The sequence below is a fragment of the Kitasatospora nipponensis genome (assembly GCF_039528135.1).
GTDB lineage: Bacteria > Actinomycetota > Actinomycetes > Streptomycetales > Streptomycetaceae > Kitasatospora > Kitasatospora nipponensis.
The window spans coordinates 37,117-50,785 of the sequence record NZ_BAAALF010000024.1; the positions used below are offsets into that span (position 1 = coordinate 37,117).

Here is a 13,669-nt window from a genome sequence, read left to right on the forward strand (position 1 = left end):
GTTCGGTGAATGTCTCGAGCCCGGGTGGTCTCTCCGGTTAGTCGGCGTCGACGGCGGGCAGGAGCAGGAGCTTCCCGCGGGCGTGCCCGGTCAGGCTGATCTCAAGGGCCTTGCGCCAGTCCGCGAGGGGGAAGGTTGCGGCGATCGGCACGGTGAACCTGCCTTCGGCGGCCAGCTGGGCGAACTCGGGGAAGACGCCGAAGAGTTCGTCATCGGTCCGCTTCGCGGGGTCTTCGTGAAAGGTGTCGCGCACCCCGATCTCCGGCGCTGCGGCCACGTCGGAGCAGGTCAGCACACGCTTGGGATCACCGCCGACGATCTCGACGAGTTCGGGCAGGGCGCCGCCCGGCGGCGCGGTGTCGAAGACGAGGTCGACCTGGCCGATGCCGAGGGCCTTGACCCGCTCGGCCAGGCCTTCGCCGTAGCCGACCACCGTGGCTCCGAGGTCGCGCAACTGCTCGGCGTAGGTCTCCCCGGCGGTCGCGATCACCCGCGCCCCGCGGACGAGGGCGATCTGCACGGCCGCGTAGCCGATGGTGGTTCCGGCACCGTTGACCAGGATCGTGCGGTCCGCGGCCAAGCCGAGTCGCGCGAGGTGCCAGGACGCGGTACTCAGCGCCATCGGGAGCGCGGCGGCCCGGGTGAGGTCCAGGCCCTCGGGCACGGCGAACCAATGGTCCAGCACGGCGCGGTCCGCCGCGCCGGCGCTCGGCTGGCCGGCGAAGTCGGCGGTGCCGAACACGCGGTCGCCGACGGCCACGTCCGTGACGCCCGCGCCGACGGCCTCGACGGTGCCCGAGACGTCGCAGCCGATGCCGCGCGGCAGGCTCCCGGGGAAGAGCCCGCGGCACAGCGCCCAGTCGGCCGGGGCCAGTCCGCACGCGTGCACGGCGACGCGGATGCGGCCGGGCCCCGGTTCGGGCACGGGGACGGTCTCCAGGCGCAGGACGTCGACGGGCTCGCCGTTCTCGTGGAAGCGCACCGTGCGCATGATGCCCGGCGCGGAAGCGGGTTCGGTCATGAGTCTCCTCCAGGATTAATCGGAACGTGTTCCGTTTGCCTTCGACATAGACTACCGCCAGGACCGACTCAAATGGAACGTGATCCGCTTAGACATGGCCACCGAACCGTCCCCGGCAGCCCACCAGCTGCGCGCCGATGCCGCGCGCAACCGCGAGACTGTGCTCGCGGCGGCCACCCACGCCTTCGCCACCTCCGACACCGAGCCATCGATGCGCGCGATCGCTCGACAGGCGGGCGTCGGCGTCGCCACCCTCTTCCGCCACTTCCCGACCCGGGAGGCGCTCGTCGACGCCGTCTATCAGGACCAGGTCGTCCGACTGACGGCCGGGGCGCGCGAGTTGCTCGCCGGCCACGCGCCCGCGCAGGCGCTGCGCCTGTGGATGGACCTGTTCGCGGAATGGCAGGCCACCAAGCACGGCATGACCGACACCCTGCTCGCCATGATCGATTCCGGCGAAATCTCCCTCGCTCACACTCGCCAGGAGCTCCTGTCGGCCATCGCCACGATCCTCGACGCCGGCTCCACCGCTGGGGACATCCGCGCCGATGCTCGCGCCGACGACGTCTCCGCCGGCATCCTCGGCATGCTCGCCGTCGCCGCCAAGTCCGGAGAACCCGCTCAGGCCCGACGCCTGCTCGACCTGCTCATGGACGGCCTCAGACCGCGCTGAGGTGGCGCCAGGCGCCCCACCGCCCACCGCCTCAAGCGATCCATTTGCCGGTCGGTCCAAGCCCGAGTTCGTTCTGATCCGCACCGAGGCTCCACTCGGGATTCCCGCCCAGATTGCTGTCGATCTCGGTGAGACCGGCGTCCCAGGCGGGTTGATCGGATACGAGTACCGGGCGCTGAGTGAGCCGGTGTTCCTCGGAGGGGTCGGTGAGCGAGGGCTGGTCGCCATCGCGACGAGTGGGCTGTTCGGCCGCATCGCCGTCGACGTGGCCACTGGTCACGTGGTGCAGATTCCCAAGACCGAGTCAGCGAAGACCAGTCACGTGAACAGCGACCTCGGCTCCTTCAACCGATGCGTCGCAGCCGTGATCGCACGCTTCCCGTTCTACGCGGACGGCGACGAGGACAGGTACGAGGAGGCAGCGGACGAGCTCCGCGGTCTCATCTCTGGCATCGACGAGACCGCCCTCGTGCACAACGGATTCTGGGAGACGTTCTGCGACGACGTGGCAATCGGGGACTATACGGACTGGGATGCGTGATCTGGCAGCGATCTCCGACTTCGGTCAGCCGGCCATGAGGCCGCCGCTGACGGTACTCGAAGCTCCAGCTCGGCCCAGTGGCCGAAGCGCGGGTCGTCGGGCATCTCGACCAGGCCGGGGATCGTGCCGCGTCCTCACAGCCCTGCCTGATCGAGTATCTGGTGCATCGTGTTCACAGGAAGTAGCCGGTTCGCAGCAGCTCCTGCGGCAACAGCGGAATCGGCGGCACCGAGTAGGCCGATCAGCCGGTCGGCTGGAATGGCCGGGTTGGTCGCGGCTCGACGTCGTACGGTGTCATCATCGTCGGTCAACAGAGCCTCGATCGTATCGGCCGGCAAACCGGGGTGTGCTGCGGCGACCGCGCGGTCGTGGGGCTCATCGGAGCGGGCCAGGCCAGTAGCGGCATCGGCGGGGAAGTTCTTGTGGGCAAGCATGTCCCACCGGCTGTAGCTGGTCCACTGCTCGGCGATCTGAGCCAGCAGTCGACCGGGGGCGTTCGACTGTCGCTCGCACACGAATAGTCGAACCGCGAAGCTTTCGTCGCCGGCTAGGATCTCCACAATTTCGTCTGGTAGATCGGCGCACATGGCCAGGGTCTTGCGGAAGATCTGGTGCCGGCTTCGGGCGAACTCCAGCTGATCTCGCTTGGACAGGTTTTCGGTCAGCAGCCAGCCGATTATGGCGCTACTACGGTCGTCGTAGTCGACCGATATCGACTCTCGCAACTTCGGGTCCAGGCTGCGTCGCGCGACAACAGCCGCGCGTACTTGGTTGTTCGGATCACGCGCCAATTCCGCGGTGTGCTCGGCCGACAGCGTCGGGTTGGCCGCCACCGCGGCGCGCAAGTCCGGAGTCGCCAGGAATCGGTCAGTCAGACCGGCGTCCAGGTTGGCGACTTCGGCAATCTGCCGCAGCAGACCCTCGCTGTAGGCATCGCCTGCAGCGCAGTCGATTTCGGCAAGCATGGCGCGTGCGGCCTCTGCGGGAAGCGGACCGTCCAAGCGGCGCAGAAGCATCTGTCGGCCAAAAGCGCCGGTTGCCCGCGACAGGAGCTCTCCGATCCGGCCGGTCGGCGCCAAGGGCCATTCGCTGGCGGCGATGGCGGCCGTTCGCGAGTCCGCGTCATCGAGCATCCCGGCCCGCACATCGTCCGGCAGGTGACGGTTGAAGGCCAGCGCGCGGCGGACTTTCGGGTCCGGGTCACGGGCCAGTAGTTCGTAGACATTGCGCGGCAGCGGGTCCGGGATTCGGCGCCCGTGTACACCGACCGTGGTGAAGTACTCCGGTCCTTCAGCCAGCCGGCCTCGCACCCGTGGGTCGGCGTCGCCGGCGAGGACGACCTGCACCGCAGGCGGGAGTCTCGGGTTCGAGGCGAGATTCGACCGCACGGTCACATCACGGTCGGTGGCAAGCGCCGCTGCAGCGTCCGTGGGCAGGTCGCGTCGCCGGGCCAACCCGGACCGGTCAATGTTCGCCGCCGTCAGGCGGATCAGGACCTCTGGCGGTGCAGACGGGTTGCCGGCCAGGTCGAGCAGCAGCGTCTCCAGGACCGGTTGCGCAATGGCGGGAAGTTCGAAGGAAGCGGACACCGCCCCATGGTGTCAGGTCCGCTGCTGGAGCTCTCGTGACCCCTGCGTGTCCGTCGCGGCAAGACGACTCGGCCGTGTTCGTACCCAGGCCGCCCACCTCCCCCTCTCTGTTGCTGAGCGCGCCGCCTTCGCCGACCACTGAACGCTTCGGCGGGTCTCAGGCCCGCGGGGGTGCCAACCACCGTTCTGCGCGGCCCTGCTTGTCGGAGTCTCCAGAGCGGCGGGCGTGCGCCAGCAGTCGGGCGCGAAGCGGTTCGGGTAGTCCGGCGACATCCTGCTTCTGGCGCGGGCGGGTCTTCCAGCCCACCAGATGCCGCACGGCCCCGGCGTCGTGCCGCTCCTCGGCCCCCGGGTCGGCCAGCCCGGCGAGCAGGTCGGCGATCGGCACCCTGCCGAGCAGTTCGCCAGGCACGCCCTCGTGGACGGGGTAGCCGGAGCAGCGGCCGCTGCCGGAGCCGTACCAGTCGAGCAGGGCCAGCACCCGCTCCATGACCGTGCTCCGTCTCAACCAGCGTGTACCGCGTCCGCCCGCGATGGCTCCCGTCCTCATGCACGGTGGGAATCATGCCGGGACCAGCACCCCACGGCGAAGCCATTTCCCCTGTAGCCGGTCACGATGCCGCAGAGCACCGCGGTCATTGACCACCCGTACACAAGCGAGGTAGCCCTGGGTCGGGTGGGCGAAGCCTTCCGGCAGGGTGCCCAGGATCTCGAAGCCCAGGGAGCGGTAGAGGGACACCGCGTGGTGGTTGGTCTCGACGACCGCGTTGAACTGCATCGCGCGGAAGCCCGCCGTGCGGGCCCACTGGAGGGTGTGCTCGCACAGGGCCCGGCCCACGCCGTGGCCGCCGTGGGCCGGGTCGACCATGTAGCTGGCGCTCGCGATGTGCGAGGCGTTGCCCAGGTGGTTGTTGTTCATCTTCGCCGTGCCCAGGACCGTGCCCGCCTCGTCGACGGCGACGACCGTGCGGTTGGGGGCGGAGAGCAGCCACCAGTCGCGGGACTGCTCGCGGGTGAGGTCGGTCGGATAGGTGAAGGTCTCGCCCGCGGCGACGATCTCGTGGAAGAAGGGCCAGATGGCCGGCCAGTCCTCCGGGGTGGCTTCTCTGATCAGCATGCCGGACAGGATGTCAGACGCTCCCAGGGGTCGCGGGCCGACGGCTTCGGTCACCCGATCTCCCGCAACTCTCCCGCAGCGCACGGCCCAGGACGGTCACCTCGTCGCGGATCCGAGGTGGACCAGGGTGCGCGCGAGGCCCGTCCGGCCGGCGTGTCGGCGAGCCGGTCGACCAGCCGCCGCCGGAGCGCCGGGAGATCGACGCCGGCCCCGGGCAGGTCCGCCGGCAGCGGCGCGCGGACCGCCGTGATCATCACGCCGACGCCGGCCCGAGGTCGGCCAGCCGCCTGCGCAGGAAGGCCCGTTCCCGTTCGTTGTCGACGAGTTCGAGCGCGGACCGGTAGGCCGCGGCCGCCTCGGCCGTCCGGCCGAGTCTGCGCAGCAGGTCCGCCCGCGCCGCCGGGAAGGGGTGGTAGTCCCGCAGCGCGTCGGCGTCCAGCGCGTCCAGCGCCGCGAGACCGGCCTGCGGACCGTCGCGCATCGCCACGGCCACCGCCCGGTTGAGCTCGACCACCGGCGAGGGGGACACCCGCGCCAGCACGTCGTAGAGCGCCACCACCTGCGGCCAGTCGGTGCCGGCGACGTCGGCGGCCTCGTCGTGCACGGCCGCGATCGCCGCCTGCAGCGCGTACGTGCCCACGCGCGGCCCGCCCAGGGCGGCGACGACCAGGTCGCGTCCCTCGGCGATGCGGTCCGCGTCCCACCGGGAGCGGTCCTGGTCCTCCAGCGGCACCAGCTCCCCCGCGGCGTCGACCCGGGCGGCGCGGCGCGCGTCGACCAGCAGCAGCAACGCGAGCAGCCCGCTCACCTCCGGCTCGGCCGGCAGGAGCCGGCGCAGGATCCGGGCCAGGCGCACCGCCTCGTCGCTCAGGTCGACCCGCACCAGGTCCGCGCCCGCGCTGGCGGCGTAGCCCTCGGTGAAGATCAGGTAGACCACCCGCAGCACGCCGGGCAAGCGCTCGGTCAACTCCTCGGCCTCGGGCACCCGGAAGGTGATCCGGGCGTTGCGGATCTTGCGCTTGGCCCGCACGATCCGCTGCGCCATCGTGGCTTGCGGCACCAGGAAGGCCCGCGCCACCTCGGGCGTGGACAGCCCCGCCAGGCAGCGCAGGGTCAGGGCGACCTGGGCCTCGACCGACAGGGCGGGATGGCAGCAGGTGAAGAAGAGGCGCAGCCGTTCGTCGGGGATCTCCTCGCCCTCGTGCTCGCACGCCGCGGGCGCGGACCGGCGCGCCTCCACCTGCATGATCGCCAGTCGCGCGGCGAAGGCCCGGTCCCGCCGCAGCCGATCGACGGCCCTGCGGCGGGCGGTGGTGAGCAGCCAGGCCAGCGGGGTCCTCGGGACCCCGTCGATCGGCCAGCGCGCCAGGGCGGCCTCGACGGCCTCGGAGGCGGCGTCCTCGGCGAGGTCGAGGTCACCGAACTGGCTGACGAGCAGGGCGAGCAGCCGGCCCCGCTCCTCGCGGAAGACCGCCTCGACCGTGCCGGCCGCCCGCCCGTCCGTCATGAGAGGTCGAAGTCCTGGATCGGGCGGACCTCGACGCGTCCGGCCCGGGCTCCGGGGCAGCGGGCGGCCCAGTCGATCGCGGCGTCCAGATCGGGGAGGTCGAGCACGTAGTAGCCGCCCAGGTACTCCCGGGTCTCGGCGAACGGCCCGTCGGTCACGACGCGCTCCCCGCTCGCGCCCACCCGCACCGAGGTGGCGGTCTCGAAGGAGTCCAGCGCGTTGCTGTGGACCATCACGCCGGCGTCGTACACCTCCTTGGTGTACGCCATGAACGCCTGCATGAGGCTCTGGTCGGCTTCGGGGGTCGTGGGCTCGGCGTCCTGGGTGCCGATGATCAGCAGCATGTACTTCACGGTGGCTCTCCTCCGTCGGGGTTCCTGCGTCGCCCGTACGGCGACGACACCACGATGACGAACGGCGACGCCCCGGATCGACACCCGGCGAAGGAGATTTTCGGGGCCGGGCGGTCAGCTGTGGTTGACGATGACGGAGATGCCCCACCCGATCGCCGCGAGCACCACCGCGAAGCAGAGCCCGGCAAGGACGTAGCCGACCGGCCCGGCGGTACTGCGGCCCGCGGTGCCGCGCCCCGTGATGCTGCGGCCGGCCGTCGACGCGGCCACCGTGCCGGCCGGGGGCGGTGGGCTGAGCAGGCGCAGGCCGACCGCGAAGAGCGCCGGCAGACCGGCGCCGGCGAGCAGGCCGACCACCATGATCTTCCACAGCGCGTTCAGGTTGATCCAGGAGTTCACGAGGGCACCTCCTGCGACTCCGGGGCCGGCACCACGGTCCCGGTCCACGCCGCGTTGACGTTGGCCGCCGTCACCGCCGGGCGGCGGGAGACGGCGAAGAAGGCGACCGAGGCCAGCAGCAGCACGACGAAGATCACCACCACGCCGGCCGTCCCGCCGATCCCGTCGGCGGCCCAGTAGGCCAGCGCGCCCACCACCGCCGACGCCGGCAGGGTGAGCAGCCAGGCCAGTACCATCCGGCGGGCGACGTGCCAGCGCACCACGGCGCCCTTCCTGCCGACCCCCGCGCCCAGGATCGAGCCGGTGGCCACGTGGGTGGTGGAGAGCGAGTAACCGAAGTCGGTGGAGGAGAGGATCACCGCCGCCGAGGCCGACTCGCTGGCCATGCCCTGCGGTGACTCGATCTCCACCAGCCCCTTGCCCAGCGCCCGGATGACCCGCCAGCCCCCGATGTAGGTGCCCAGCGCGATCGCCAGCGCGCAGGAGACGACCACCCAGGTCGGCGAGGTCGCCCCACTGTTCAGGCTGCCGTTGGCGATCAGCGCCAGGGTGATGACGCCCATCGTCTTCTGCGCGTCGTTGGTGCCGTGGGCGAGCGAGACCATGGACGCCGAACCGATCTGGCCGATCCGGAAGCCGTGCCGGCGCGGGCCCTCGGCCACGTCGTGGGTGAGGCGGTAGACCAGGTAGGTGCCGATGGCGGCGACCGCGCCGGCGATGAACGGCGACAGTGCCGCGGGCACGATCACCTTGGAGACCAGGCCCTGCCACTTGACGGCGGAGGCGCCGGCGGCCGCCATGGTCGCCCCGACCACCCCGCCGATCAGCCCGTGCGATGAGCTGGAGGGGATGCCGAGGAACCAGGTCGTCAGGTTCCACAGGATGCTGCCGGTCAGGCCCGCCATGACCACCGTCAGGGTCACGTCGTGGCTGTCGACCAGGCCGCTGGCGATGGTCGCCGCGACGGCGGTCGACAGGAACGCGCCCAGCAGGTTCAGCACCGCCGAGAGGGCGACCGCGATGCGCGGGTGCATGGCCCCGGTGACGATCGAGGTCGCCATGGCGTTGCCGGTGTCGTGGAAGCCGTTGGTGAAGTCGAAGCCCAGCGCGGTGGCGACCACCAGCGTCAGGACCGCATCGTTGCCGGTCACGAGCCCGAACCTAGCCGGTCACCGGTACCGGCCCGGCCCTGCGACACCCGGTGCGCGGGGTGACGCCCGGCCGTCATCCGTTCGGACCAGTCCCGGCCGCACCGCTACGATTCCCCTTCGGTCGACCACGTCAGGAGATTGAGATGGCCACCGCCGCCGTGGGTTACGCCAGCCTCCAGGGGCTGGGAAGTCGTGAAGGCTGCCTGGAGGCGCTGCGCGCCATGGCGGAGGTCCTCGCCCGCGTCGACCGGGACGCGGGCGGCAGGGCGGCGAACTTCGCCTCCATGGTGTTCGGCAGTGCCGAGACCGTGGAGGACGAGGGCATCGACCCGGAGGTGATGCACGCCGTCACGGGTGGCACCTACCCGGTGGCCTACCTCACCGTCAGCTACGATCCTGATCGACTGCCGGCCGTCGAACTAGAAGCCCTTGAAAGGGAGTTCGACCTGCGGGTACTGGGCCGGACGTCCTCTCGGGCGTTGAACCTGCTCGGCTTCGAGCCCCGCCCCCGGTCGAGGAGCTAGTCGTTCGCCCCGGATCGCCGTCCGGGTGACTCGCAACACCTAGGACGCCGGTGCGCCCGGGACGAGCCGTCGGACGCTCGCGGCGATCTTGTCGAGGTCGACGTCGGCGGCGAGGGTGGCCTCGTCGGGGCGATCGGCGATCGGCTCCCGCACGCCGAGCAGACCCTGCATCAGTTCGGGGTAGACCGTCCGGCCGACGAGGATCTCGGCCACCTCCCGCGCCTCCTCCTGCGTCAGGCCCCAGGTCCGGCAGGCGTACGCGACGATCCGCGCCATCGGGGCCTCGAAAACCGCCTCGTAGTAGCCGGACGCGATCTCGGGCACCCGCTCGGCCTCCGTGATCCCCATCCGCAGCGTGCGCAGGGACGAGGACCACAGCAGCAGTTGCAGCAGCCGCCCGCAGTAGCGCACCAGGGCGTCGGCCGGGTCGGCCCGCTCCGCGGTGAGGTAGTCCTCCGGCGAGCCCAGACGGTCGAGGTAGAGCTCGCGCACCAGGGCGACCACCCCGGAGAAGAGGGCGTCCTTGCTGGGGAAGTGGGCGTAGAGCGAGCGTTTGGAGGTCTCGGCCCGCTGGGCGACGACGTCCATCGAGGTCCGTTCGAAGCCGGCCTCGAGGAACACGTCCTTCGCCGTCCACAGGATGTGTTCGCGCAGCTTCTCGCCTCGTCGCGCCGGCATGGTGGCTTCCTCTCCAAGTAAACGGTACGGTTGAGTTTACATACTGGATCACACGGAGGACACTCGTGATCGTCGTCACCGCACCCACCGCAAAGATCGGCCGCCACGTCGTCGAGCAGCTCCTCGACGCCGGCGAGCGCGTCCGGGTCGTCGCCCGCGACCCTCGGCGGCTCTCGCCCACCGTCCACGACCGGGTCGAGATCGTGGAGGGCTCCCACCGCGAGGCCGCCGTGGTCGACAAGGCCTTCGCCGGCGCCGACGCGGTGTTCTGGCTGATGCCCGGCGACCTCCGCGCCCCCGACGTGATGACCTCCTACGTCGAGTCCAGCAGGCCCGGCGCCGAGGCCGTCGCCGCGCACGGCGTCCGCCACGTCGTCGGGGTCTCGGCGCTGGGCCGGGGAACCGCCGTCGCCGACCGGGCCGGCAACGTCACCGCCTCGCTGGCCATGGACGACCTGTTCGCCGCGGTGACGAACTACCGCTCGCTCGCCAACCCGAGCTTCATGGACAACACGCTGCGCGACATCCGCACGATCCTGGGCGACGGCGTGATCTCCGGGCCGCTCGCGCCCGACCGCGAGCTGCCCCTGGTGGCCACCCGCGACATCGCCAGCACCGCCGCCCGCCTGCTGCTCGACCGCGACTGGACCGGGTTCGCCGAGATCCCGGTGCTCGGCCCAAGGGACCTGTCGGGCAACGACATGGCCGCCGTCATCACCGACGTGCTCGGCATCCCGGTGCGCTACGTCCAGGTCGAGGCCGCGTCGTTGGAGGCTGCCATGCTCTCCTTCGGCGCGTCACCCGGCATGGCCCGGGCGATGGCCGACATGGCGACCGCCAAGACCCGGGGCCTCGACGAGGGCGTGGTCCGCACCGCAGAGAACAGCACGCCGACCACCTTCCGCCAGTGGTGCGAGAAGGTCCTGCGACCCGCCGTCGACGCCGCCCGCTCCTGACCGCACCGCCGGAGGACTCCGGCGCGGGCCCGACCGTCGGGCGGCGGGGTGTCAGACAGGGCCGGGATCCGCCGCGGGCCACGGGACGTGTGTCTCGGCCGCGGCCTCGTAGTCGACGCCGGGAACGTCCCAGCCGTAGAGCCGGCCGACCTGGTCGCGCAGCCAGCCGGTGTCCGCGCCGGTGGCCAGGGTGTCGGTGTCGATCCGGTCCCACACGGCGCGGACGTCGGCCTGGACGGCGGGGTCCATCTCCCAGCCGTCCAGCCGGATGCGCCCCTGGTCGTCCAGAACCGGCTGGGCGTCGCCGGCGAACTGGTCCCACAGCACCGCCGCCTGGTCGACGGTGCTCTGCCAGCCCTCACCGGTGACCCGGCGCAGGATGCTGGTGTAGAGCGCGATGCTCGGGATGGCGCTGGAGGCCTGCGTGACGGCCGCGCCGGCGACCACGGTGTGGGCCCGGCCCGCGCCCTTGAGCCGCGTGTCGATGGCGCGGGCGGTGGCCTCCAGGTGCTCCTTGGCGGCGCCGATGGTGCCGGCCCGGTAGACGGGGGCGGTGATGTCGGACCCGACGTACGAGAGGGCGACGGTCTGGAAGCCGTCGGCCAGCAGACCCCTGGCCTGCAGCGCGTCGATCCACAGCTGCCAGTCCGCGCCGCCCATCACCTGCACGGTCGCGTCGCGCTCCGCCTCGTCCGCGGCCGTCAGGTGCATCTCGCCGACCTGCGGGAGGCCGCCCTCGAACACCAGGGTCTTGGCCCGGTAGTCCTCGCCCAGCGGCTTGAGGGCGGAGCGGTGGACCTCGCCGGTGCGCGGGTCCGTGCGACGCGGGGCCGCGACGCTGTAGACGAGCAGGTCGATCGCGCCGAAGCGGGCGGCGAGTCGCTCGATGACCTCGTCCTTGAGGGCCTCGGAGAAGGCGTCGCCGTTGAGGAAGGTGAAGTCGGCGCCGGCCCCGGCGGCGAGTTCGGCGGTCCGCGCCGTGCGGTACCAGCCCGCGCTCGCGGTGCGGCGCTCGGTCGCGTCGGCCTCGAAGGCGATGCCGAGACCGCGCATCCGGTGGGCGCGCAGGCCCACCAGGGTCGCGGCCAGTCCGTAGCCGGCGCTGGAGCCGATGACGAGGGCGACCGGGCCGGGCCGGTCGCCGGCGGGCTCCGGAATCCGCTGCCACATGCGGTCGACCACCCTCGCGCAGCCGGTCGGATGGCTGTTGACGTAGAGGTAGCCGCGGTTGCCGGGCTTGATCTCGCGGAGGCTCACTCGTGGGTTCCTTCTGGTGCGGGGATCGTCATCGCCGAACGACGAGACCGGACGTGCCCTGCGGACCGGCGGCCGGGCGGGGCCGTCCGCGCCCCGGTCCCGGGCCCGCTCCGGCTGAGCCCTGCTCACATCCTGGGCGCGGGTGGCCGGGCCGGTGATGGTGATCTTCGCCAGAAGTGGCCGCGAAGTTTTGTCGGTCTCCGCTGCGGCCTTGCCGCCCGGCCCACCACTCCTGTCGTCGGGTCAGCTGATGCCGCCGTTCCAGACGGTGTTCCAACCCTGGTAGCCGGAGTCCTGCGAGGGACCGTTGCCGGGGTGGCCGCGGACCCCGTACTCGCAGTCGTCCCGGCACTGCCCAAGCCAACGAGCCGTCGGGGGCCGCACAGGCAACCGAAGGGGCACTCCCCAGTGCGCCGATCAACCCCAACTCGCCTTGCCAGCACAACATTTGGCACACCATGAGCTTCCCATCCCGCGGGCCTCACCACCCGCCGACGCCGCCCGCCGGGCCTGCCGCCACAATGGCCCCCGGAAGTCCCTGCCACACCGTCACCCTCCCGGAGCGCACCGTGAACAGTCCCGTCTCCCCCTCCCCGGCGCCGCCCGCCGTGGCCTCCCCGCCGGCGGCCACCGCGGCGAAGGGCGGGCGGAGCGTGGCCGCGAGGACGGGAAGCGTGTTCCGCAGCGAGGACCTGCCCGGCAGGGAGCGGTTCGAGAGCTGGCGGGAGCTGGTCGGGCAGTCGCGGGCCAGCGAGGTGACCAGCGCGCACGCCGACGACTTCAAGGCGGACATGCGGCGACTGGAACTGGGGCCGGTGACCCTGCTGCGGACCTCGTTCTCACCGGCGCGGTTCCAGCGGACCGCACGCATGGTGCGGCAGTCGGATCCCGAGGTGTACAACCTGACGCTGCTGCTCGGCGGGGGCATGGCGCTGACGCCCGACGGCGGTCGGTCGGCGTCGTTCGAGCCCGGCGACCTGCACATGATGCACAGCTCGCGTCCGTTCGACCTGCGGGCCTTCGGCGCCCGCACCGCGGGGCGGCCGGACCCGCGGGTCGAGGCGGTGGGCGTCGACTTCCCCGCGGCGTTGCTGCCGCTGCCGCCCGACCGGCTGCGCGACCTGCTGGGCCGCGGGTTCTCGGGCCGCGAGGGCACCTGTGCGCTGCTCTCGGAGTTCCTCATCGGCCTGGACCGGCAGGCCGCCGCCCTGGGGCCGGCCGAGGCCGGCCGCCTGGGCACCATCGTCGTCGACCTCGTGGCCGCCTGGTTGGCCCGGGAGCTGGAGAGCGAGGAGGCCATCCCGGAGGAGGCCCGGCCCCGGGTCATGATGCGGGACGTCCAGGCGTTCATCCGGCGGAACCTGCACGATTCCGAGCTTTCGCCGTCCGCGATCGCCGCCGCGCACCACATCTCCGTCAGCTACCTGCACCGCGTCTTCACCCAGCAGTCGCAGGGCGAGACGGTCGCCGCCTGGATCCGCCGGCAGCGGCTGGAGAGGGCGGGCCGCGATCTGGCGGACCCCGCGCTGTCCACCCTGGCGATCCACGCCGTCGCCGCCCGGTGGGGCATCCCGCGCGCCGCCGAGTTCAGCCGCGCCTTCCGGTCCGCCTACGGCCTCTCACCCAGCGAGCACCGGCGGCGGGCCCTGTCGGGGGGCGCCGGCGGGTAGGCGCGGGGCGACCGGGGAGGCGGGGCCGCGAGGAGGCGGCGGACGGCGGGTGGACGCCCGGGCGGCGAGTGGACGCAGAGCCAAGGAACTGTCGACGCAGCGCACACACGGCCGGTCGGCGTCCTGGCATCCTCGACGAGGAACACCGCGGTGACTCGCCGCCCTCCCTCCCGCGCCCGCCGATCGGCCGAGCGCCCGGGGGCCGGCAGCGTCGGGGGGGGGCCGCCCCGGCC

The 13,669-nt window shown here is 72.1% G+C and carries 15 protein-coding genes; 5 read left to right on the plus strand and 10 right to left on the minus strand.

Annotated features, from left to right (window positions below; all coding sequences use genetic code 11):
- Positions 1-37: 37 nt before the first annotated feature.
- Entirely contained in the window at positions 38-991 is a 954-nt protein-coding gene (locus ABD323_RS09995) for an NADP-dependent oxidoreductase (RefSeq protein WP_344440947.1), read from the minus strand.
- Positions 992-1,115: 124 nt separating this feature from the next.
- Between ABD323_RS09995 and ABD323_RS10000 the strand changes: the two genes are divergently transcribed.
- Both ABD323_RS10000 and ABD323_RS10005 read left to right on the plus strand, forming a co-directional pair.
- Complete coding sequence (locus ABD323_RS10000) at positions 1,116-1,694, plus strand: TetR/AcrR family transcriptional regulator (RefSeq protein WP_344440915.1); 579 nt, start codon at positions 1,116-1,118, stop codon at positions 1,692-1,694.
- A 151-nt stretch (positions 1,695-1,845) separates the two neighbouring features.
- Positions 1,846-2,235 carry an SUKH-4 family immunity protein gene (locus tag ABD323_RS10005; RefSeq protein WP_344440916.1) on the plus strand — a complete coding sequence of 130 codons (390 nt, stop codon included), beginning with the start codon at positions 1,846-1,848 and terminating at the stop codon, positions 2,233-2,235.
- Positions 2,236-2,369: 134 nt separating this feature from the next.
- Here the strand turns inward: ABD323_RS10005 and ABD323_RS10010 are convergent, their stop codons facing one another.
- From ABD323_RS10010 to ABD323_RS10040, 7 genes are all read right to left on the minus strand, one after another.
- Positions 2,370-3,824, minus strand: coding sequence for a hypothetical protein (locus ABD323_RS10010; protein WP_344440917.1), 1,455 nt, complete (start codon positions 3,822-3,824; stop codon positions 2,370-2,372).
- 157 nt (positions 3,825-3,981) lie between these two features.
- Positions 3,982-4,314, minus strand: coding sequence for a hypothetical protein (locus ABD323_RS10015; protein ID WP_344440918.1), 333 nt, complete (start codon positions 4,312-4,314; stop codon positions 3,982-3,984).
- 72 nt (positions 4,315-4,386) lie between these two features.
- Positions 4,387-4,941, minus strand: coding sequence for a GNAT family N-acetyltransferase (locus ABD323_RS10020; protein WP_344440919.1), 555 nt, complete (start codon positions 4,939-4,941; stop codon positions 4,387-4,389).
- Positions 4,942-5,194: 253 nt separating this feature from the next.
- A complete protein-coding gene (locus ABD323_RS10025) occupies positions 5,195-6,448 on the minus strand; it encodes an RNA polymerase sigma factor (protein WP_344440920.1) in 1,254 nt (417 codons plus the stop codon).
- On the minus strand, positions 6,445-6,792 hold the full coding sequence (locus ABD323_RS10030) for a YciI family protein (RefSeq protein WP_425555935.1): 348 nt from the start codon (positions 6,790-6,792) through the stop codon (positions 6,445-6,447). The genes ABD323_RS10025 and ABD323_RS10030 overlap by 4 nt, the downstream gene beginning before the upstream one ends.
- Before the next feature lie 123 nt (positions 6,793-6,915).
- Positions 6,916-7,200: a hypothetical protein gene (locus ABD323_RS10035; protein WP_344440924.1), complete on the minus strand. Its 285-nt coding sequence runs from the start codon at positions 7,198-7,200 to the stop codon at positions 6,916-6,918.
- Positions 7,197-8,351 (minus strand): inorganic phosphate transporter, encoded by a 1,155-nt coding sequence (locus ABD323_RS10040; protein WP_344440925.1) that lies wholly within the window; start codon positions 8,349-8,351, stop codon positions 7,197-7,199. Before ABD323_RS10040 ends, ABD323_RS10035 begins: the two co-directional genes overlap by 4 nt.
- A 143-nt stretch (positions 8,352-8,494) precedes the next feature.
- On the opposite strand from ABD323_RS10040, the gene ABD323_RS10045 reads away from it, so the two are divergent.
- Positions 8,495-8,875 (plus strand): hypothetical protein, encoded by a 381-nt coding sequence (locus ABD323_RS10045; RefSeq protein ID WP_344440926.1) that lies wholly within the window; start codon positions 8,495-8,497, stop codon positions 8,873-8,875.
- A 39-nt stretch (positions 8,876-8,914) separates the two neighbouring features.
- On the opposite strand, the gene ABD323_RS10050 is transcribed toward ABD323_RS10045, so the two are convergent.
- Positions 8,915-9,553 (minus strand): TetR/AcrR family transcriptional regulator, encoded by a 639-nt coding sequence (locus ABD323_RS10050; RefSeq protein ID WP_344440928.1) that lies wholly within the window; start codon positions 9,551-9,553, stop codon positions 8,915-8,917.
- Between the two features lie 65 nt (positions 9,554-9,618).
- On the opposite strand from ABD323_RS10050, the gene ABD323_RS10055 reads away from it, so the two are divergent.
- Positions 9,619-10,509, plus strand: coding sequence for an NAD(P)H-binding protein (locus ABD323_RS10055; RefSeq protein ID WP_344440929.1), 891 nt, complete (start codon positions 9,619-9,621; stop codon positions 10,507-10,509).
- 51 nt (positions 10,510-10,560) lie between these two features.
- On the opposite strand, the gene fabV is transcribed toward ABD323_RS10055, so the two are convergent.
- Positions 10,561-11,766, minus strand: a complete 1,206-nt coding sequence (gene fabV, locus ABD323_RS10060; protein WP_344440930.1) for an enoyl-[acyl-carrier-protein] reductase FabV — start codon at positions 11,764-11,766, stop codon at positions 10,561-10,563.
- A 674-nt stretch (positions 11,767-12,440) separates the two neighbouring features.
- Between fabV and ABD323_RS10065 the strand changes: the two genes are divergently transcribed.
- Positions 12,441-13,436, plus strand: a complete 996-nt coding sequence (locus tag ABD323_RS10065; RefSeq protein ID WP_344440931.1) for an AraC-like ligand-binding domain-containing protein — start codon at positions 12,441-12,443, stop codon at positions 13,434-13,436.
- The last annotated feature ends 233 nt before the right edge of the window (positions 13,437-13,669 follow it).

What these genes read in the sequence shown, in the direction of transcription:
- ABD323_RS09995 (WP_344440947.1), bottom strand. Translation starts at nt 991, where the DNA reads ATGCGCACGGTGCGCTTCCACGAGAACGGCGAGCCCGTCGACGTCCTG.
- ABD323_RS10000 (WP_344440915.1), top strand. Translation starts at nt 1,116, where the DNA reads ATGGCCACCGAACCGTCCCCGGCAGCCCACCAGCTGCGCGCCGATGCC.
- ABD323_RS10015 (WP_344440918.1), bottom strand. Translation starts at nt 4,314, where the DNA reads ATGGAGCGGGTGCTGGCCCTGCTCGACTGGTACGGCTCCGGCAGCGGC.
- ABD323_RS10020 (WP_344440919.1), bottom strand. Translation starts at nt 4,941, where the DNA reads ATGCTGATCAGAGAAGCCACCCCGGAGGACTGGCCGGCCATCTGGCCC.
- ABD323_RS10025 (WP_344440920.1), bottom strand. Translation starts at nt 6,448, where the DNA reads ATGACGGACGGGCGGGCGGCCGGCACGGTCGAGGCGGTCTTCCGCGAG.
- ABD323_RS10030 (WP_425555935.1), bottom strand. Translation starts at nt 6,792, where the DNA reads ATGCTGCTGATCATCGGCACCCAGGACGCCGAGCCCACGACCCCCGAA.
- ABD323_RS10045 (WP_344440926.1), top strand. Translation starts at nt 8,495, where the DNA reads ATGGCCACCGCCGCCGTGGGTTACGCCAGCCTCCAGGGGCTGGGAAGT.
- ABD323_RS10050 (WP_344440928.1), bottom strand. Translation starts at nt 9,553, where the DNA reads ATGCCGGCGCGACGAGGCGAGAAGCTGCGCGAACACATCCTGTGGACG.